Source organism: Pseudarthrobacter sp. RHLT3-21 (assembly GCF_059383495.1).
In genome coordinates, this window is record NZ_JBWZCI010000002.1 from 224706 (window position 1) to 244772 (window position 20067).

The 20067-nt window shown below is 65.0% G+C and carries 18 protein-coding genes; 1 reads left to right on the forward strand and 17 read right to left on the reverse strand.

Annotated elements, in window-relative coordinates:
- Complete coding sequence (locus AC50YA_RS03760) at positions 1-534, reverse strand: hypothetical protein (protein ID WP_494981018.1); 534 nt, start codon at positions 532-534, stop codon at positions 1-3.
- Between the two features lie 160 nt (positions 535-694).
- Between AC50YA_RS03760 and AC50YA_RS03765 the strand changes: the two genes are divergently transcribed.
- On the forward strand, positions 695-1192 hold the full coding sequence (locus AC50YA_RS03765) for a flavin reductase family protein (protein WP_494981019.1): 498 nt from the start codon (positions 695-697) through the stop codon (positions 1190-1192).
- Positions 1193-1202: 10 nt separating this feature from the next.
- On the opposite strand, the gene dnaE is transcribed toward AC50YA_RS03765, so the two are convergent.
- The 16 genes from dnaE to AC50YA_RS03845 form a co-directional block, all read right to left on the reverse strand.
- On the reverse strand, positions 1203-4760 hold the full coding sequence (gene dnaE / locus AC50YA_RS03770) for a DNA polymerase III subunit alpha (protein WP_494981020.1): 3558 nt from the start codon (positions 4758-4760) through the stop codon (positions 1203-1205).
- Positions 4761-4810: 50 nt separating this feature from the next.
- Positions 4811-5737 (reverse strand): RluA family pseudouridine synthase, encoded by a 927-nt coding sequence (locus AC50YA_RS03775; RefSeq protein WP_160669938.1) that lies wholly within the window; start codon positions 5735-5737, stop codon positions 4811-4813.
- Complete coding sequence (gene lspA / locus AC50YA_RS03780) at positions 5730-6320, reverse strand: signal peptidase II (protein ID WP_494981021.1); 591 nt, start codon at positions 6318-6320, stop codon at positions 5730-5732. Before lspA ends, AC50YA_RS03775 begins: the two co-directional genes overlap by 8 nt.
- Positions 6321-6411: 91 nt before the next feature.
- The gene (locus AC50YA_RS03785) at positions 6412-7107 is read right to left on the reverse strand and encodes a DivIVA domain-containing protein (RefSeq protein ID WP_494981022.1); all 696 of its coding nucleotides are present in this window, start codon (positions 7105-7107) and stop codon (positions 6412-6414) included.
- Positions 7108-7284: 177 nt separating this feature from the next.
- Positions 7285-7572 (reverse strand): YggT family protein, encoded by a 288-nt coding sequence (locus AC50YA_RS03790; RefSeq protein WP_494981023.1) that lies wholly within the window; start codon positions 7570-7572, stop codon positions 7285-7287.
- A gap of 120 nt (positions 7573-7692) precedes the next feature.
- On the reverse strand, positions 7693-8223 hold the full coding sequence (locus tag AC50YA_RS03795; RefSeq protein WP_494981024.1) for a cell division protein SepF: 531 nt from the start codon (positions 8221-8223) through the stop codon (positions 7693-7695).
- Positions 8224-8311: 88 nt separating this feature from the next.
- Complete coding sequence (locus tag AC50YA_RS03800; RefSeq protein ID WP_494981025.1) at positions 8312-9052, reverse strand: YggS family pyridoxal phosphate-dependent enzyme; 741 nt, start codon at positions 9050-9052, stop codon at positions 8312-8314.
- Complete coding sequence (locus tag AC50YA_RS03805) at positions 9045-9734, reverse strand: purine nucleoside phosphorylase YfiH/LACC1 family protein (protein ID WP_494981026.1); 690 nt, start codon at positions 9732-9734, stop codon at positions 9045-9047. Before AC50YA_RS03805 ends, AC50YA_RS03800 begins: the two co-directional genes overlap by 8 nt.
- Positions 9735-9742: 8 nt before the next feature.
- On the reverse strand, positions 9743-10975 hold the full coding sequence (gene ftsZ, locus AC50YA_RS03810) for a cell division protein FtsZ (RefSeq protein ID WP_494981027.1): 1233 nt from the start codon (positions 10973-10975) through the stop codon (positions 9743-9745).
- Positions 10976-11162: 187 nt separating this feature from the next.
- Positions 11163-12071, reverse strand: a complete 909-nt coding sequence (locus AC50YA_RS03815) for a cell division protein FtsQ/DivIB (RefSeq protein WP_494981028.1) — start codon at positions 12069-12071, stop codon at positions 11163-11165.
- The gene (murC, locus tag AC50YA_RS03820; RefSeq protein ID WP_494981029.1) at positions 12064-13440 is read right to left on the reverse strand and encodes a UDP-N-acetylmuramate--L-alanine ligase; all 1377 of its coding nucleotides are present in this window, start codon (positions 13438-13440) and stop codon (positions 12064-12066) included. Before murC ends, AC50YA_RS03815 begins: the two co-directional genes overlap by 8 nt.
- Positions 13437-14537 (reverse strand): undecaprenyldiphospho-muramoylpentapeptide beta-N-acetylglucosaminyltransferase, encoded by a 1101-nt coding sequence (gene murG / locus AC50YA_RS03825; protein WP_494981030.1) that lies wholly within the window; start codon positions 14535-14537, stop codon positions 13437-13439. Before murG ends, murC begins: the two co-directional genes overlap by 4 nt.
- Positions 14538-14543: 6 nt before the next feature.
- Positions 14544-15932 (reverse strand): putative lipid II flippase FtsW, encoded by a 1389-nt coding sequence (ftsW, locus tag AC50YA_RS03830; protein ID WP_494981031.1) that lies wholly within the window; start codon positions 15930-15932, stop codon positions 14544-14546.
- 2 nt (positions 15933-15934) lie between these two features.
- A complete protein-coding gene (murD, locus tag AC50YA_RS03835) occupies positions 15935-17512 on the reverse strand; it encodes a UDP-N-acetylmuramoyl-L-alanine--D-glutamate ligase (protein ID WP_494981032.1) in 1578 nt (525 codons plus the stop codon).
- Positions 17494-18603 (reverse strand): phospho-N-acetylmuramoyl-pentapeptide-transferase, encoded by a 1110-nt coding sequence (gene mraY / locus AC50YA_RS03840; protein WP_494981033.1) that lies wholly within the window; start codon positions 18601-18603, stop codon positions 17494-17496. Before mraY ends, murD begins: the two co-directional genes overlap by 19 nt.
- Positions 18600-20066 carry a UDP-N-acetylmuramoyl-tripeptide--D-alanyl-D-alanine ligase gene (locus AC50YA_RS03845; protein WP_494981034.1) on the reverse strand — a complete coding sequence of 489 codons (1467 nt, stop codon included), beginning with the start codon at positions 20064-20066 and terminating at the stop codon, positions 18600-18602. Before AC50YA_RS03845 ends, mraY begins: the two co-directional genes overlap by 4 nt.
- Between the last annotated feature and the right edge of the window lies 1 nt (position 20067).

The following is a 20067-nucleotide window of genomic DNA, read 5'->3' on the forward strand; positions in this document are numbered from 1 at the left end:
TTACGCGCCGGGTGTGCTGCCTTCGGCTACCGGCGTGCCCGCACTCCCTGGGCCGTTCTTGAGCAGGTTCATCAGGCTCAGGACAAACACGGACGTGGCAGTCGCGGCCGGCCACAGGATAAGCACGGGCAGGGACCGGAGCGAGAACGCGACGCTCGCATTGACCGACGTGCCTGCGGGTCCGCCCCATAGCTGGCCCGCAAGCACGCCAGTCAGCCACGCGATCAGGGCCCCGCCCAGTCCGCCGGCCAGGCCCAGGAGAAAGGCCGCCTGCGCACTGCGGCCGCCTTTGTCGGTCAGGAAGACGGCCACCAGGCACCCCGCGAAGACACACAGTCCAGCAAGGGTGAGGTCCCTGAGCAGCCATACCTCCGGATTTGTCCCGTCCGCGAAGGCCGGGTTGCGGGTGATCAGGTTCATCCCCCCGGGGGCGAGCAGCCACCACAGCAGGCCGACGGGAACACCACCGGCAGCAGCAGCGGCAAACCATTTCCACGGCAGCCGGGAAGACCGGCGGCTGATGTGTTCTCTCATGAAACAAACCTTAACAAATGTCGGGTGTGGCTGATCAGATGACGTGGGCAGTCTGGACAGATGACGTGCTGGGTCCAGCGATTGCTCCCTGTCCGGCGGGGACTAATACCCTTAAGGAAGAGTCCATTTCAGCCTGCTTTTTCAGGGAGCCACGTTCAAGATGACAGACAAGACGCCGTTCGAGGGCACCTTCAAGGAAATGTTCCGGAGGCATGCCGCCGGGGTCGCCATCATCACCGTGAACTACCAGGGCGAGCCCTACGGCTTTACCGCCACGTCCGTGGCCTCATTGTCAGCACAGCCGCCGCGGTTCACGTTCAACATGGCGCGCAGTTCAAGTTCCTGGCCGGCCGTGGCCAACGCCACCCACCTCGGCGTCCACATGCTGGGTCTGGAAAACCAGGCGCTGGCCGACCGTTTCGCGCGCACCAAGGACAGGTTCGGCGGGGACCACTGGGAACTTGGCCCGCACGAGGTCCCGGTCCTCAAAGACGTCGCGGGCTGGCTGATCGGCAAGATCCAGATGCGGCTCTCCTTCGAGAACAACGCCGTGGTGGTAGTCGAAGTTGTCGACGGCGAAGTGGGCGACGACGGTTCGCCGCTGCTGTACCACTCCGGCGGCTATGGCCAGCCGGTCCCGCTGGACTACGAGATCTGACTAGCGGAACCTAGTTATCCAGGCAGGTGGGGCCCAGGAGTACCTTCAGGTCGCCGAACAGTGACGGACTGGGGTTGACCCTGAGATGGACGGGCAGCCCCATGACTTCCGTCCGTGTGTCCCCCTGCAGGTGCAGCCGGACTTCCGAGTTCCCCCGATGGTTCCGAAGGACATCGCCCAGTTCGGTGACCACAGCCTCGGTGGCCTTGTGGGTGGGCATCGAAATGAGCACGGGGCCGTTGGTTCCTTCACTGAGGTCCGGAACGGACAGTTCCATGCAGTTCAGCGCCACGGCACCGTCGTCCCGCCGCTGCAGGCGGCCCTTGACCACTACGATCAGGTCCTCGGCAAGGACCGACGCGATGGGGCCGTAGACCTGGCCGAAGAACATCACCTCCATCGAACCGCCGAGGTCTTCGATTTCGGCGCGGGCATAGGCGTTGCCACTGGCCTTGGCGATCCTGCGGCTGAGCGAGGTGATCATGCCGGAGATGGTGATGATGGCGCCGTCGTGCGGCCCGTCTTCGCCGATGATCGAGGTGATGGACTGGTCCGCGTGCTGGCTGAGGAGTCCTTCCAGGCCCTGCAGCGGGTGGTCTGACACGTACAGGCCCAGCATGTCGCGCTCAAACGAGAGTTTGTCCTTCTTCTCCCATTCCGGCAGGTCGGGAATCTCGATGCTCAGCGATGCTTCGGATTCGGCCTCCTCGAAACCGGCGAAGAGATCGAACTGGCCGATCGCTTCGTTTCGTTTGAGGGTGATGACGGAGTCGATGGCCTCTTCATGGATCATCGCCAGCGCGCGCCGGTGGTGGTTGAGGGAATCGAAGGCCCCGGCCTTGATCAGGGATTCAATGGTCCGCTTGTTGCAGACCACCGCGGGAACCTTCATGAGGTAGTCCTTGAAGGACGTGTAGGCGCCTTCCTTTTCGCGTGCGGCCACCATGGCTTCGACGGCGTTGACGCCGACGTTGCGGATGGCGCCCATGCCGAAGCGGATGTCGGTGCCTACGGGGGTGAAGTTCAGCGCGGATTCGTTCACGTCCGGCGGCAGCACGGTGATTCCCATGCGCCGGCATTCGTTGAGGTAGATTGCCGATTTGTCCTTGTCGTCACCGACCGACGTCAGCAGGGCAGCCATGTATTCCGGCGCAAAGTGCGCCTTCAGGTAGGCGGTCCAGTAGGAGATCACACCATAGGCGGCGGAGTGGGCCTTGTTGAAGGCGTAGTCGGAGAACGGCAGCAGGATGTCCCAAAGGGTCTTGACCGCGGCCATGGAGTAGCCGTTGTCCTGCATGCCCTGGGAGAAACCTGCGAACTGCTTGTCCAGCTCGGATTTTTTCTTTTTACCCATGGCGCGCCGCAGGATGTCCGCCTGCCCGAGGGAATAGCCGGCGAGTTTCTGCGCCACGGCCATAACCTGCTCCTGATAGACGATCAGGCCGTAGGTCCCGCCAAGGATTTCAGCAAGAGGTTCCTTAAGTTCGGGGTGGATCGGGATGACTTCCTGGATCCCGTTTTTGCGCAGCGCGTAGTCTGTGTGCGCGTTGGCGCCCATTGGGCCGGGCCGGTAGAGCGCGAGCACGGCGGAGATATCTTCGAAGTTGTCAGGCTTCATCAGCTTCAGCAGGGAGCGCATGGGGCCGCCATCAAGCTGGAACACGCCCAGGGTGTCGCCCCGGGCCAGCAGTTCGTACGAGGCCACGTCATCAAGGGCCAGGCTGTCCAGGTCCAGGTCCAGGCCGCGGTTGAGCTTGATGTTCTCCAGGGCGTCGGAAATGATCGTCAGGTTCCGCAGGCCGAGGAAGTCCATCTTGATCAGGCCCAGGCCCTCGCAGGTGGGGTAGTCAAACTGCGTGATCACCTGGCCGTCCTGGATGCGCCGCATGACCGGGATGACGTCGATGATGGGGTCCGAGGACATAATGACGCCGGCGGCGTGCACGCCCCACTGGCGCTTCAGCCCTTCGATACCGAGCGCCGTCTCGAAGACCTTGGCGGCCTCGGGATCAGTAGCGATCAGCTGGCGGAAGTCACCGGCCTCGCTGTAGCGCTTTGAGTCCTTGTTCTGGATGTCGGCGAGCGGAATGTCCTTGGCCATCACAGCCGGCGGGAGTGCCTTGGTCAGCTGCTCCCCCATGCTGAACGGGTAACCCAGCACACGGGAGGAGTCCTTCAGCGCCTGCTTGGTCTTGATGGTGCCGTACGTGACAATCATGGCCACACGCTCGTCGCCGTATTTCCGGGTCACATAGTCGATGACCTCAGACCGGCGACGGTCATCGAAGTCAACGTCGAAGTCAGGCATGGACACACGGTCCGGGTTGAGGAACCGTTCAAAGATCAGGCCATGCAGGAGCGGATCAAGGTCCGTGATGCGCATGGCGTACGCCACCATGGAGCCGGCTCCGGAGCCACGGCCCGGACCGACGCGGATGCCGTTTTTCTTTGCCCAGTTGATGAAGTCGGCCACCACCAGGAAGTATCCAGGGAACCCCATGGAGGTGATGACTTCGAGCTCGTAGTCAGCCTGCGTGCGGACTTTATCCGGAACACCGCCCGGGTACCGGTATTCCAGTCCGGTGGCAACTTCCTTAACCAGCCAGGATGTCTCGTCCTCGCCCGGCGGGCAGGGGAACCGCGGCATGTAGTTTGCGCCGGTGTTGAACGAGACATCGCAGCGCTCGGCGATCAGCAGCGTGTTGTCGCAAGCCTCCGGGTGGTCCCTGAACAGCTCCCGCATCTCCTGCGGGGACTTGAGGTAGTAGCCGCTGCCGGAGAACGCGAAGCGGGAGCCGCCGTTGTCATACGATGGCTCCAGCAGCGTGGAACCTGACTGGATGGCAAGCAGAGCTTCGTGTGCCTTGGCGTCGTGTTCGTGTGTGTAGTGCAGATCGTTGGTGGCCACCAGTGGCAGGTTCAGATCCTTGGCCAGCCGCAGCAGGTCGCCCGTGACCCGGCGTTCGATGTCCAGGCCATGGTCCATCAGTTCGCAGAAGTAGTTCTCCGCACCGAAAATGTCACGGAATTCCGAGGCAGCTTCCATGGCCTCGCGGTACTGGCCCAGCCGCAGGCGGGTCTGCACTTCGCCCGAAGGGCAGCCAGTGGTGGCGATCAGGCCTTCGGAGTATGTGTTCAAGAGCTCACGGTCCAAACGCGGCCATTTGCCGAAGACTGCGTCCAGTGAGCCAATGGACGAGGCCCGGAAGAGGTTGCGCATGCCGACGTTGTTATAGCTCAGCAGCGTCATGTGGGTGTAGGAGCCACCGCCGGAGATGTCGTCCTTGCGCTGGTGTTCCTCGCCCCAGCGCACACGGCTTTTGTCCGTCCGCGCGGTGCCGGGGGTGATGTAGGCCTCGACGCCGATAATCGGCTTGATCCCCTGGTCCGTGGCGCGCTTCCAGAAATCGAAGGCCCCGAACAGGTACCCGTGGTCGGTGGTGGCCAGGGCCGGCATCCCGAGGCGTTCAGTCTCGTTGAAGAGCTCACCCAGGCGGGCTGCGCCGTCCAACATGGAGTATTCGGTGTGGTTATGGAGATGGACGAACGAGGCATTGCTGGAAGTCACCGCACCATTCTAAGCGCTGGCGGACCGCCAACGGCCCAGCGACCCAGCCGCTACGCCTCCCCCGACGCCAGGACTTCCAGGGCAAAGGCCAGGTCCTGCGGGTATTCGCTGGTCACGGTCACGCGTTCCCCCGTTGCAGGGTGGTCGAAGCCGAGCTGCCGGGCATGGAGCCATTGCCGGGTCAGGCCCAGGGTGGCGGCGAGCCGGGGATCCGCACCGTAGGTAAGATCTCCGGCGCACGGGTGCCGCAACGCTGAAAAGTGGACACGGATCTGGTGAGTGCGCCCTGTCTCAAGGTGCACCTCCACAAGGGTGGCCTTGCCAAAGGCCTCCAGCACTTCGTAATGCGTAATCGACGGCCGGCCGTCTTCGATCACGGCAAAACGCCAGTCGTGTCCGGGGTGGCGCCCGATTGGTGCGTCTATGGTGCCCTCCAGGGGGTCCGGGAGCCCCTGGACCACCGCGTGGTACACCTTCTCCACGGTGCGCTCCTTGAAGGCCCGCTTCAAGGCTGTGTAGGCGCGTTCCGTTTTGGCCACCACCATCACCCCGGACGTGCCGACGTCGAGCCGGTGCACGATACCCACCCGCTCAGGTGAGCCCGACGTCGAGATGCGGAATCCCGCTCCTGCGAGACCGCCGACCACGGTGGGCCCTACCCAGCCGGGAGAAGGATGTGCGGCAACGCCCACCGGCTTGTCCACAACGACAAATTCGTCGTCGTCCAGCAGGATTTTCAGGCCTTCCACAACTTCCTCCACCACTTCGAGCGGGTCCCGTCGTTCAGGCACCGTCACTTCCAGGACATCGCCGGCAACCAACCGCGCGGACTTACCGAGTTTCTTGCCGCGGCTCAGCACGTTGCCTTCGGCAATGAGGGTCGCGGCCATTGACCGGGATATCCCCATCAGCTTGGCGAGCCCGGCGTCAGCCCGCGTTCCGCCGAATTCGTCGGCGACCACCACACGCTCAGGCATCGTCGCTGTCTTTCGGCTGGGCCGCCTCTTTCCGTGGCGCCGCGACGTGCCGTGAGCCATCCAGGGCGATCCCCCGCAACGTCAGGATGCAGATGATGACCACTGCTGAGACCACCGCGGAATCGGCGATGTTGAAGATCGCAAAATTGGGCAGCTGGATGAAATCCACCACGTGCCCCATCCCGAAGGAAGGCTCCCGGAAAAGCCTGTCCGTCAGGTTGCCCAGGGCCCCGCCCAGGAGAAGACCCAGTGCCAGCGACCACCAGGCCGAGCCCAGCTTGCGCACTTGGAACAGGATGGCGATGGAGACGCCGGCCATGATGATGGAAAACACCCATGTGACGTTCTCCCCGATCGAAAATGCGGCGCCGGAATTGCGGATGAAGTACCAGTGCAGGAGCGGCGGCAGCACCGGGATGCGTTCACCCTCCACCATCGAGGACGTCACCCACAGTTTTGTCAGCTGGTCCAGGACGTACGCAAAGACCGCAAAACCGGCGAAGAGCGAGAGCAGGAGTGCCCGCGGGGGGCGGGACGATGAAGGAGAGGGGTTTGCGGCGTCAGCGGCGAGGTGGTCAGTCATGGTGCTTTCATTTGTGAAACCGATGTTAATCCCAAAAGCCGGCGGCCGAGGAATCCTCAGCCACCGGCTCTCAGAATACGTGCTTGAAGGACTAGTTCGCTTCGACCTCAGGCGCCGCCACGGAACCGCGGGCGTCAAGATCGCGCAACTGGCCTTCGATGTAGGCCTTCAGGCGTGAGCGGTAGTCGCGTTCGAAGCCGCGGAGCTGCTCGACCTTGCGTTCCAGCACGGAGCGCTGCTGCTCGAGGGCACCGAGGATCTTGCGGGACTTCTCCTGGGCATCGTTGACCAGGCTGCTGGCCTCGATCTGGGCCTCGGCGATGATCTTGTCCTTCTGGGACTGGCCGTCGGCGACGTGACGGTCGTGCATCTGCTGCGCCATGGCGAGCAGTCCGGCAGCGGACTCGGCCGAAACCGTGCTTCCAGCGGATGCGGCGGGCGCAGCAGCCGGAACAGCCGCAACAGGCGCTGCCGGCTCGGCTTCCTTCTTCTTGGGGGCCTCGGGAGCTTTCGCCTCGACCTCAGCCTTCGCCGGGGACTCAACCTTCTCAGCCCTGACGGGCGCGGGAACCTTCTCGACCACCGGGGCGGACGCAGCCGAGCTGGCCGGCACGCCGGAACCTGATTCTGCAAGCTTCTTGCGGAGCTCGTCGTTCTCCTGGTTCAGGCGCCTGAGTTCCACAACGATCTCGTCCAGGAAGTCATCAACTTCATCCTGGTCGTAGCCTTCGCGGAACTTGGTCGGCTGAAAGCGCTTGTTGACAACGTCTTCTGGCGTCAAAGCCATCTGGTCACCTCATTGGTCTAGTTAGTCAGTAGGCCTTCCGGCCGTCAAAACTACGGTACCTAAATATTGTCTGGTTCCTCTAATTCAACACTGGGTGTCAAACCGGAGATTTCTTCGCGGTACGGGGGGAGTTCCAATTCCAGGAACTTCGCCTGCGCCGCTAGGTCTTGTCGAAGATTACGCGAATCCCCTGGTGACCGCCATCGCGATGCTGACTGCGATGAACAGGACCAGAAACCCGAGGTCCAAGGTGACCCCTCCGAGCCTCAACGGCGGGATCAGCCTCCGGAGCCCCTTGAGCGGCGGATCGGTGATCGAGTACACCGTGTGGGCCACCACGAGGGCAGTACCACGCGGACGCCATTCCCTGGCAAACATCTGGACCCAGTCAAAGACAAGCCGGATGATCAGTGCCACGAAGAACAGCAAAAGGGCGATATAGACAAGTCCGAAAACAATTCCCATGACTTAACTCATATCTCCATGTCCATTCCGGATACCGCGGTGCCCTGCCAATGTTTCTTGTCTATTTCAGCACAGATGCCAGACAGGTGTACCTGTCTGGCATCCGGAATAAGCTCAGGGCTAACTTTGATTGAAGAAGCTGGCCTGGGTCTCGCTGACCTTCTTGTCATCGCCAATGACCTCAATGTAAGACGGCGACAGCAGGAATACCTTGTTGGTGACCCGTTCGATGCTGCCTCGGAGCCCGAAAACCAGGCCGGCCGAGAAGTCGACGAGACGCTTGGCGTCCGCTTCGCCCATGTCGGTCACGTTCATGATGACGGGGATGCCGTCCCGGAAACTCTCACCGATGAGCTTGGCGTCGTTGTAGGACCGCGGGTGAATCGTGGTGATTTGCCGAAGCCCGGACGGTTCTTCGCGGCCCGAGGCCGCACGCTTGATGGGGGTCACTGGTGCGCGGTATTCCTCTTCGGGGGCGTGTGACGACTCGCGGCTGACATCGCGGACGGGTGCCGGTGCACGGCGTTCCTCGCGGTCAACTTCCATCGAATCGTCCTCGTCCTTACGTGTTGTGGTGTGCTCGGACTCGTAGTGTTCATCGCCGTCGGCGAGCCCAAGATAGATCATTGTCTTGCGCAGAGCGCCGGCCATGGTCGACTCCTAATCGTGTCCGTAGGCGGGCCGCCCAATGACTTGACAGCCTTGAATCCCCCGCCATTCACTTCCTATGGTTTCGACGCTACCCCACGGCGGGACGCGATCCGAGAATATCGGAACCGATTCGCAGGTGTGTCGCTCCGATACGGATGGCCGCTTCCAGGTCCTGGCTCATGCCCGCCGAGATGGCCGTCGCGCCGGGATGCTCGGCTACCAGGTCCGCCGAGATGGCTGCCAGTTTTTCGAACGCCGCCTCCGGACTGGTGCCCAACGGGGCGACAGCCATAACGCCTGCCAGTTCAAGTCCTGCCGCAGCCGCCAGCCGTTCGGCCAGGAGCGGTATCTCCACCGGAGCTGCGCCGCCGCGGTGGGCTCCGGCGTCGTCGTCGAGGCTGACCTGGATGAAGCATTCCAGGGTTCCCCGGCCGGTCCGGTCCTGTTCCACCGCGATGGCGCGCTCCAGACTGTCCACCAGGGCCACCCGGTCCACGGAATGAATTGCCTGCGCATACTTGGCCACGGATTTCGCTTTTTTGCTCTGCAGCTGCCCCACGAAGTGCCAGTTGAGTCCGAGGCCTGCCAGTTCGGCCGCCTTCGAGGACGCTTCCTGATCCCGGTTCTCGCCGACGTCGCGGACGCCCAGCGCGGCCAGGCGCCTGATGTCCGCGGCCGGATGGAATTTGGTGACCACAATCAGCGTGGGCAGCTGCCCCGCCCGGCCTGAGTTTTCGACGGCGGCTTCAATGCGCCGCTGCACGCCGGCGAGTCGCTCCGCGAGCTCTGCCATCCGTACCGGGTTGTCCTCCACCATGCCCTCATTCATGCGACCACACCAGTCCCGCGAAGCGCCCAGTGGTGTTGGACCTGCGGTAAGAGAAAAGCTCGTTGTGCTCGAGCGTGCACGGGCCCGAATATTCAATGACGACGCCGGCAGCTGCAAGTTGGCTTTTCGCTCCCGCCGGCAGATCCAGCGCGGGCGTGCCCCAGGACGTGGCAGCCCATGTCGCCGGCACCTGCGCTGCCACCTGGGTGCGGAGGTCCGCGGGCACCTCATAACATCGCCCGCAGATTGACGGGCCCAGCCAGGCACGGATGCCTGTGGCCCCGGCTGAGCGCATCCGCTCCACCGCTGCCAGGAGAATGCCGTTTTCTATCCCCGGTCGGCCTGCGTGTACGGCGGCGAGGACCGGACTGCCCGCTCCCTGCCCCACGAGCACTGCCGGGATGCAGTCGGCCACCATCACCGCAAGCGGCAGTCCCCGGGACACCACGGCATCGGCGGTCGGCGCAGGCGTGGCCGGCTCCATCATTTCCACGGCCGTGCCGTGGACCTGCTCCATGAACCGGAGGGAACCGGGGGCCATGCCGGCAGCGTTCTCCAACGCCGCCCGGCGCTGGAGAACGTCAACGGCGTTGTCCCCGACGTGCAGGGCGAGATTGCCGGCCTGAGTGTCCGTGAACGCCACACTCACGCCAGCAGACACTTCAGCCCGCCAATAGAACACCCCGGGCCCTACTTCAGGAAGTCGGGGACATCCAGGTCATCGGCGCGGTTCCCCGAGAGGTCCGGCTCCACTACCGAGGGGAGGTCGACGTCGAAACCTGAATCGGCGGGGACCGCCGACGGGCGCTGCTGGCCCCAGTTGCTCAGACCCGACGCGCCGACGCCGGCGTGGACCGGCTGGACGTTGTGCTGGTGGCTGCCGCCCGAGGTGGGGGCCTGAGCTGGCGCGGGCGCCGCTGCCGGCCGCTGGGGTGCGACGTGCGGCTGGGACTGGTCCATGGAGGGAGAGGTGGCCTTGACGTCGTCGAAACCGGCGGCAATGACCGTGACACGGGCCTCGTCACCGAGTGCGTCGTCGATTACGGCACCGAAGATGATGTTGGCTTCGGGGTGGGCCACTTCCTGGACCAGACGGGCAGCTTCATTGATTTCGAACAGGCCAAGATCGGAACCGCCCTGGATGGAGAGCAGGACACCATGGGCGCCGTCGATGGAGGCTTCCAGCAGCGGCGATGCAATGGCGAGCTCAGCAGCCTTCACCGCACGGTCTTCACCGCGGGCGGAGCCGATGCCCATCAGCGCGGACCCTGCGCCCTGCATCACGGACTTGACGTCCGCGAAGTCAAGGTTGATCAGGCCCGGGGTGGTGATGAGGTCCGTGATGCCCTGGACACCGGACAGCAGGACCTGGTCAGCGGAACGGAAAGCGTCCAGGACGGAGACGTTGCGGTCGCTGATGGACAAAAGCCTGTCGTTCGGGATCACGATCAGCGTGTCCACTTCGTCGCGGAGGGCGTCGATGCCCGCCTCTGCAGAACCCGCACGACGGCGGCCCTCAAACGTGAACGGGCGGGTCACCACACCGATGGTCAGGGCACCAAGCGACCGGGCGATGCGTGCTACCACGGGCGCGCCGCCGGTGCCCGTGCCGCCGCCTTCGCCAGCGGTGACAAAGACCATGTCGGCGCCGCGGATGACCTCTTCGATTTCCTCGGCGTGGTCCTCCGCAGCCTGCTTGCCCACCTCAGGGTTCGCGCCGGCTCCCAGGCCGCGCGTCAACTCACGCCCGATGTCGAGTTTGACGTCTGCATCGCTCATCAACAATGCCTGCGCATCGGTGTTCACCGCGATAAATTCGACGCCGCGAAGACCGACCTCGATCATGCGGTTGACTGCGTTCACGCCACCGCCGCCGATGCCGACGACCTTGATGACGGCCAAGTAATTCTGCGGAGCTGCCACGTTACGTGTCCCTTGTTCGTGTCCTATTGCGAAAACTGGTGGAGTCGGGCTTGAAGCTTCGAACCTTAACCTTCGAGTTGAAGGTTATAGTTATGTCAAGTAACTCATGTTGGAACGCTATTTCCTATGGTTCAGACATTCAATAACCGGAGCCGCGTGTCGCGGGAATACCGGGTAAATATAGCGTTCAACGCGTCACCGGATGCCGGGGCGCGCTCACATCGTACACACGGACGGGGTTCTTCGGGTCCGCGGGAACCTTCAGCAAGGCTTCAAGTACCTTGGCCTTGAGCTCCTTCTCCCCCGCATTCCCCCAAATGATGGTCTGACCGTCCACCAATTTGAGCTCCACGGCGTCCACGGACTGGGCGGACGCGTTGGACAGCTTCGACAGCACGTCCAGCGGGAGTGCACCGAGGACCGCTGCGGTGGCCTGGAAGAGGTCCTTGCCGATGGTTCCGGCGCCGCCGTCGATCACGGGCAGGGCAATCGCGGCCGGGTCCGGGGGGCTGGCCAGCACCACACCGTCCACATCAACCAACTGGTACTGCTCCCCCTGCTTCACCAGGGCCACCGGAACGCGCTCCAGCACCTGGACGACTAACCCTGAAGGCGGCCGTGCCTGGGTCGAGACGGACTTGATCTGGACGAGGGGCGCCAGGAGGCGGCTGACCTCCTCATCGCTGATCTGGGGCAGGGGTTTGCCCTTCAGGGGTTCCAGTGCGGCCTGGACCTGTTCTGTGGTGACGAGTCGGGTCCCGGACACCGATACGGTGCCTACGGCAAGGACCGGCGAAAAGATTGCGGCGGCCAGCAGCGCGCAGACCAGTGCCAGGACAGTGCCGAGGGCCACCAGGAAGTTGCGTTTGCGGCGCTTTCCGGGCGGCTCCGGGAAGGCCAGCACATTGTCAGTGCCTGCTGGTGCCTTGTCCGCCGTCCGCTTGCGGTCGGCGTCCTTGGCCTTTTTGCGCCCCGGCAAAGGCGGGGTGTCCGTTTCCGGGGCGCTTTTGGAAGCCGAAATGACCTCCGGTTGCGCCGGCGCGGCTGGCTGCCGCCTGCCCGGTGAGGCGTACGTGGGCCGGCGCGGACTACCCATCGAGAGCCTGCACGATCTGCGGTCCGAAGGCCGTGACATCCCCTGCCCCGACGGTCAGGATGATGTCGCCGGGCCGGGCGGCGTCCGTGAGGGCAGCCACCGCTCCGCCCGACTCCACCAGGCGTCCGCCGGGAGCCAGGTGATCGGCGATGAGCTGGCTGCTGACCCCTGGGATGGGGTCTTCGCGCGCGGGGTAGATGTCCAGGACCAGTGCGGTGTCTGCAAGGTTCAGCGCTGCTGCGAACTCCTCGGCAAACTCCCTGGTGCGGGAGAAGAGGTGCGGCTGGAACAGGACGTGGACGCGGTGCCCGCCCGCCACGGATCGTGCAGCCGTCAGGGCAGCCCGTACCTCGGTGGGGTGGTGGGCGTAGTCGTCATAGACGCGCACGCCGCGCGCCTCTCCTTTCAGTTCAAAGCGCCGCGAAGCGCCCGAGAAGTGCGCCAGGGCACGCGCGGCAGTTTCTGCGTCGACCCCCAGTTCCAGCGCGACGGCGACGGCGGCGGCGGCGTTCAGCGCGTTGTGCCGGCCCGGGACCTGCAGGTCCAGGGCAAACCGTCCGGCAGGTGCGGAGACCGCCACGTCCCCCGGGCCGCCGTCGTGCAGTACCAGATCCGACCCGTCCGAGGTGCCGTACAGCACCACCCGGGTGTTGCCGCGCGCGAGTGTGCGCTCTGCAAGGGCGGCCGCGCCGGCGTCGTCAGCGCAGGCAATCAGGACGCCTTCGGCCGGAAGCAGTTCCGTAAAGCGGTCGAAGGACTCGTAGACGGCCTCGGCGGTGCCGTAGTGGTCCAGGTGATCGGGTTCCACATTGGTGACCACGGCAATCCTGGGCCGGTAGTTCAGGAAGGACCCGTCGGACTCGTCCGCTTCGGCCACAAAAACGCCTGTTGTGCCATGGGCGGCATTGACGCCGAGCGCAGGCACGTTGGCACCGATCGCAAACGAGGGGTCCAGCCCGGCTCCCTGGAGCAGGACGGTGATCATGGATGTGGTGGTGGACTTGCCGTGGGTGCCTGCCACGGTCACCACGAGATCGTCCCCCATGGTGGCCGCCAGTGCCTCCGAACGGTGCAGCACGCGCAGGCCGGCCGCGCGCGCGGCCACCAGTTCAGGGTTGTCCGCACGGATCGCCGAGCCGGCCACCACGGTCTGGGCATCGCCCACGTTGGACGCGGCGTATCCCACCGCGATCCTCGCGCCGGCGGCTGCCAGCTCCGCCATCACCGGAAGGTCCTTGGCATCCGATCCGCTGACGGCGACGCCGCGGGCCACCATGATGCGGGCCACGGCGGACATTCCCACCCCGCCGATGCCGATGAAATGGACGCGGCCCAGGGACTCCTGGCTGCGGATGCTTGCGGGGGTCATACGGATACCGCTTCCAGGACAAGATCAGCCATGCGCTGATCGGCGTTTCTGATGCCAAGGCGGCGCGAGCTGGCGGCCATGGTGGCCAGTCGGCCGGGGTCGGTGACCAGGGGGATGAGCTGGCCCGCCACCCACTGCACGGTGAAGTCCTTATCCGGGACCAGGAGTGCGCCGCCGGCGTTCACGAGGCCCGCCGCGTTGAGCGCCTGTTCGCCGTTGCCGATGGGCAGCGGGACAAACACTGCAGGCACTCCCACGGCGGCCACTTCGCAGACCGTGGCTGCGCCGGACCGCGCGAGCAGCACGTCCGCGGCGGCGTACACCCGTTCCATGCCGTCCACATACTCCACCTGCCGGTAGCCCGGTGCGGCGAGCGGGCCGCCGTCGGGCCCCAAAACCGTCTTGCCGCGGCCGGTGATGTGGAGCGTCTGGATCCCCGCCGCACCAAGGTCCTGCACGGCGGCGGCCACCGCGCGGTTGATGCTCTGGGCCCCGGAGGAACCGCCGGTCACAATCAGCGTGGGCGTGGTGGGATCCAGGCCCAGGGATTCGCGGGCGGCGGCACGGGCAGCGTCCCGGTCCAGGCTGGAGATTTCGGTCCGCATGGGCATGCCGACATGGCGGGCGTGACGCAGGCGCGTGGTGTCGAAGGCGGTGGCCACGTGACGGGTCAGGAACGATCCCACCCGGTTGGCCAGCCCAGGCCTGGTGTTGGCCTCATGGATCACGATGGGGATTCCCCGGCGCCGGGCGGCGAGGTACAGCGGTGTGCAGACATAGCCGCCGACGCCCACCAGGACGTCGGCCGAGGCTTCGTCGAGGATGCGTCCGGACTGCCTGACCGCTCCGGCCAGCCGTGCGGGCAGCCTGAGCAGGTCCACGGAAGGTTTCCGCGGAAATGGCACCCGGTCGATCGTGGCCAGTTCCAGGCCGGCGGCGGGCACCAGCCGGGTTTCCATGCCGGCGGGCGTCCCCACAGCGAGCAGCCTGGCACCGGGCGCGGCCGCCCGCAGGGCGGCCGCGATGGCCAGCAGGGGGCTGATATGGCCGGCGGTTCCGCCGCCCGCCAGGACAATGGACAGGTTCTGGGAAATCATCTGGTGCTACGTACGCTTTCTTGCGGTTGTTTTGGGGCTGGCGCTGTTGCCGCCGGTTGTTTTGGGGCCGGCGGTTTGGCGGCCAGCTGTTTTGCGGCCGGTGGATCCCCCGGCCTTCCTGGCTCCGAATTTCAGCAGCTTCTTCGGCCGGAGGGCAGGCGCCATCTGTTCGCGGGCGAGCGACAGCACCACCCCCACGGCGCAGAGCGACATCAGCAAAGCCGAACCGCCGTATGAAATGAACGGGAGCGGCACGCCGATCACAGGCATCAGCCCTGTTACCACGGCCATATTCACCGTGGCCTGCCCCAGCAGCCACACCATGATGGTGCCGGCCAGCACCCGGTGGAACATATCCTCCTGCGCCACCACTACGCGGTAGATGGCGGCGCCGAGGATGGCAAAGAGGACAAGCACGACGACGGTGCCCACCAGGCCGAGTTCCTCGCCGATGATGGCGAAAATGAAGTCGTTATGGGCTTCCGGGATCCAGCTGTACTTCTGCCGGCTTTGGCCGAGGCCGACGCCGAACCAGCCTCCGGATGCGAGCCCGTAGAGCCCGTTGGTGGCCTGGTAGTTGGCGTCGATGCCGTCGGCACAGGACTGGCCTGTCCACCACGACGTGATGCGGCACATGCGGTTTGAGCTGGTGATGGCCATGATGGCTGTGCCGGCTGCGGCCGCCAGGGCGGCGAACCCGAACAGGTACAGCGGTACCCCGGCGAAGAAGAGGGCGGCACCAGTGATCATCATGATGATCATGGCCGTGCCCAGGTCGTTGCCCAACAGGACCAGGCCGATGACCCCGCCCGCCAGCGGCACGGCCGGGATCAGCACGTGGGGCCAGCGCTGCAGCAGCTTCCCTTTCCTGGCCAGGACGGTGGCCATCCAGAGCGCCAGCGTCAGCTTGGACGCCTCGGACGGCTGGAACGTGATGCCGCCCAGGTCGATCCAGTTCTTGTTGCCGTTGACTTCGTCACCGATCAGCTGCACGAGCACCAGGAGGACGAGGGCCCCGCCCAGCCCCGGCCAGGCCAGGCGCTTCAGCCAGACCACGTTGATGCGTGAGAGGACAAACATGGTGAAGATGCCAATGGCGGCGAACATGCCCTGCTTCAGGGCGTCGCCGTAGGGCGATTTTCCGGCAGCGATGGATTCGACGCTCGAGGCCGACAGCACCATCATGATGCCGATGGCGGTCAGTGCCAGCGTGGATCCAAGGATCAGGTAATACGTTGAGCCGTTCTTGGAAGTGCCGGTTCCTTCCAGCGTGGACCAGAAGGCCTGGTACCAGCCCCGGATCCGTTCCGGCAAGGTGATGGTGGACTTTACGGGCGAAGCGGTTTTCCCGGCGCGCGGACGTGAGGCCGGCGACCGGGTGGGCGTGCTGACCATTGTTACTCCTCGCCGGTCTGGGCCTGCCCTTCCACCAGCTCGCGGACAGCTTCAATAAAGGCGTTGCCGCGGTGAGCATAGGAAGAGAACTGATCCATGGAAGCAGCTGCCGGGGCCATCAGGACGGTGTCGCCTGATGCCGCCAGCTGCGCCGCTGACGCAACGGCCCGGGACATCACGGCCGCACCGGAATCCGGCGAGCTGCCCGTGCTGGCTCCGCCCGTTACGGCAGTCTGCATATTTTCAGTGTCGCCCGCCGGCGTCGTGATCACGGGGACATCCGGCGCGTGTCGCTGCAAGGCGTCCGCCAGCGCGGTGGTGTCCGTACCGATGAGCACCACAGCCTTGAGCCGGGCAGCGTGGTCCCGGACCAGGTGATCGTAGCTGACGCCCTTGGACAGGCCGCCCGCGATCCAGATGACGTTCGCAAAGGTGGCCAGTGAGGCGGCTGCCGCGTGCGGGTTGGTGGCCTTGGAATCGTTGACCCAGAGCACGCCGTTCTCCTTGGCGACCGGCTGGATGCGATGGTTGCCAGGCACGTAATCCTGGATTCCCTGGCGCACCGCCTTCGCATCCACACCGTAGGCCCGGACCAGGGCAGCGGCTGCAAGGGCGTTGGCTACCATGTGCCGGGGCGCAAACTGCCCCAGGTCGGTCATCGAGGCCAGTTCGGCGGCGCTGTCCTTGCGTTCCTCGATGAACGCACGGTCCACCAGCAGGCCCTCCACCACGCCGAGCATGCTGACAGCCGGGGTGAGCGTGGTGAAGCCGACGGCACGGCAGCCGTCCACGACGTCGGCGTCCTCAACCATCCGTTCGGTCTCGATCTGTTCTGCGTTGAAGATGCAGGCCTTCTGGGTCCGAGCGTAGACCTGCGCTTTGTCCGCGAGGTAGGAATTGTAGGAACCATGCCAGTCAACGTGGTCCTCAGCCACGTTCAGGCAGACACTGGCCACCGGCGACAGCGATTCGGCCCAGTGCAGCTGGAAGCTGGAAAGTTCAACCGCGAAGACGTCGTACTCCACGGGGTCGCGGAGGGCGTCCAGGATGGGGGTGCCCACATTGCCGACCGCGATGGCCTTCAGGCCTGCTGCCTGCAGCATCGACGCGGTCAGGCCCACCGTGGTGGTTTTGCCGTTAGTGCCGGTGATGGTCAGCCAGTCAGCGGTTTTGTGTCCGGCCCGGACCCGCAGGCGCCAGGCCAGCTCCACGTCGCCCCAGACCGGAATGTGGGCGCGTGCAGCGGCGGCCAGGAGCGCCTGGTCTGGCCGCCAACCCGGGGAGGTCACGATGAGTTCGGGGAAGCTGCCATCGATCTTGGGGATCCTGTTGACGGCGTCCTCGCCCAGGAGCACGTCCACGGCGCCGACGATCTTCAGGGTGTCGGCCTGTGCCTTGGCTGTATCGCTGGTGGCGGCGTCAACCACCACCACCCGGGCACCGAGTTCGATAAGGGTATCCGCCGCGGCGAACCCGGACACTCCGATGCCGGTGACTGCAACGCGCAGCCCCGCCCAATCAGAGTCCCAGCTGACCAGGTTTTGGAGGCGGGCAGAAACAGTCACAGGAGCACCACCCATTCAGCGTAGAAGACACCCAGGCCCACGGCCACAAAGAGCCCGCCCAGGATCCAGAACCGGACCACCACGGTGACTTCCGCCCAGCCTTTGAGTTCGAAATGGTGCTGCAGGGGCGCCATCTTGAAGACGCGCTTACCGCCGGTGGCCTTGAAGTAGCCCACCTGGATAATCACGGACAGGGTAATCAGGACGAAGAGACCGCCGATGATTCCCAGCAGCAGCTCCGTGCGCGACAGGATGGCGAAGCCGGCGATCGCGCCGCCGATGGCCAATGACCCGGTGTCGCCCATAAAGATCTTCGCCGGGGAGGTGTTCCACCAGAGGAACCCCACGAGGGCTGCGCTCAGGATGGCGGCCAGGAGCGCCAGGTCCAGGGGGTCCCGGACCGAGTAGCAGCCGCTGCCGGCCTCGCGCGGTGACCCGCAGGCCTGGTTGTTCTGCCAGATGCCCATCAGCGTGTAGGCACCGAACACCATGACCGACGCACCGGCCGCCAGCCCGTCCAGTCCGTCAGTGAGATTCACGCCGTTGGTGGCGGCTGTGACGATCAGGTTGGACCAGAGCACAAAGAGGATTGCGCCGACCACCGTGCCGGTGAAGGCCAGGTCCAGCCATGGAATGTCACGGACCAGGGAGATTTTAGTCGAGGCCGGCGTCAGGCCGTCCGGGTCGGGAAAGTTCAGTGCCAGGATGGCGAAGGCTATGCCCACGGCAGCCTGGAGGATGAGCTTGGCCTTCGCATCGAGGCCAAGGCTCCGTTGCCGGGAGATCTTGATGAAATCGTCCAGGAAGCCCACCAGCCCCATGCCGACCATCAGGAAGAGCAGGATCAGGGCCGAAGCGGAGGGGCCTGCCGAATCCGGGTTCATCATCCACATAATCAGGTGGGTCAGTCCGTAGCTGAGCAGGACCGCTCCCACCACCACGGTGCCGCCCATGGTGGGCGTACCGCGTTTGGTGTGGTGGGACGTGGGTCCGTCATCACGGATGAACTGTCCGTAGCTCTTGCGGACAAGCAAGCGGATAAACAGCGGCGTTCCCACCAAGGCAAACAGCAGGGCAAGTCCTGCGCCGATCAGTAGTGCAATCACAGCAGCTCGCTCCCTTCATGGGCGGGTTCCGTGGATTGTGGGGGTAATGCTATCCGATCGCCCAGGTGCCGCAGTCCAACGCTGTTGGACGACTTGAAAAGCACCAGGTCGCCGGGCTCAAGCTCGGCGTTCAGGAGCGCATAGGCGTCCTCTGCGGTTTCGGCGAATACGCATTCGTCGCCCCAGGACCCCTCCTGGACGGCGGAAACGTAAAGTGCGCGGGCTTCGCGGCCGACGACGACCAGCCGGGAAATGTTGAGGCGGACCACCTGGGTGCCCACAACAGTGTGTTCACGGATTGAATCAGGTCCCAGTTCCAGCATGGCGCCCAGGACAGCCCAGGTCCGACGCCCGCGGCCCAGGTCGGCCAGGGTGCGCAGGGCCGCCCGCATGGACTCCGGGTTGGCGTTGTAGGCGTCGTTGATGACGGTCACGCCGTCAGCACGTTCGGTGCGTTCCATCCGCCAACGGCTTGCCGCTGACTGTGTGCTCAGCGATGCGGCGATGTCCGTGCCGGGCACCCCGGCCGCGTGCGCGGCAGCTGCTGCGGCGAGGAGGTTGCCGGTGTGGTGGGAGCCGATGAGGCGGCTGCTGACGTGCAGGCCTGTTTCACTGCCGGGCAGAACGAGCTCGAATTCCGGGTTGCCCTCAGTGTTTGTGTCCGGATTCACGGCCCGAACGGTCGCGTCAGTGCGTCCTTCGGCCGAGAATCCCAGCACGGTGGCGCCGGTGCGGCTGCGCATGGCAGCGACGCGGTCGTCGTCGAGGTTGATGACTGCAGTGCCGCCGGCGGCGAGGGCCTCCAACAGCTCGCCCTTGGCCTGGGCAATGTTGTCCACGCCGCCGAACTCCCCGGCGTGGGCGGTGCCGATGCCAAGGACTACGCCGATGTCAGGCTTCACCATGTCGGCCAGGTAGCGGATGTGCCCGATGCCGGTGGCGCCCATCTCGATCACCAGGTACCGCGTTTGGGTGTCGGCGCGGAAGACAGTGAGCGGCACGCCCACCTCTCCGTTGTAGGACCCCTGAGGCGCAACGGTGATGCCCTGCTGGGTAAGGATGCCGGCGAGGAGATCTTTGGTGGTGGTCTTCCCGGCTGAACCGGTGATTCCGATGACGGTCAGTGCATCGCCTGCAGCAGACCGGGCCAGGCGGATCCGACGGACCGCTTCGGCGGCCAGCGCTCCCATGGCCAGCACGGCATCCTCGACCAGGACAGCCGGATAGTTAACGCCGTCCGGCCCCGTTACGGGGCGCTCAGCGAGAACCAGCACCGCGCCGCGGCTGAAGGCCGCAGCAACAAAGTCGTGGCCGTCGGCGTGCTCGCCAGGTTTCGCCACGTACAAGGACCCGGCGGCAGCCTCCCTCGAATCAGTGACCACCGACAGGGGTGTGATCCCCGGATCGGCGTCCAGGCGGCCGTGTGTGATATCGGCGATTTCCGCCGCAGTAAGTGCAATCATC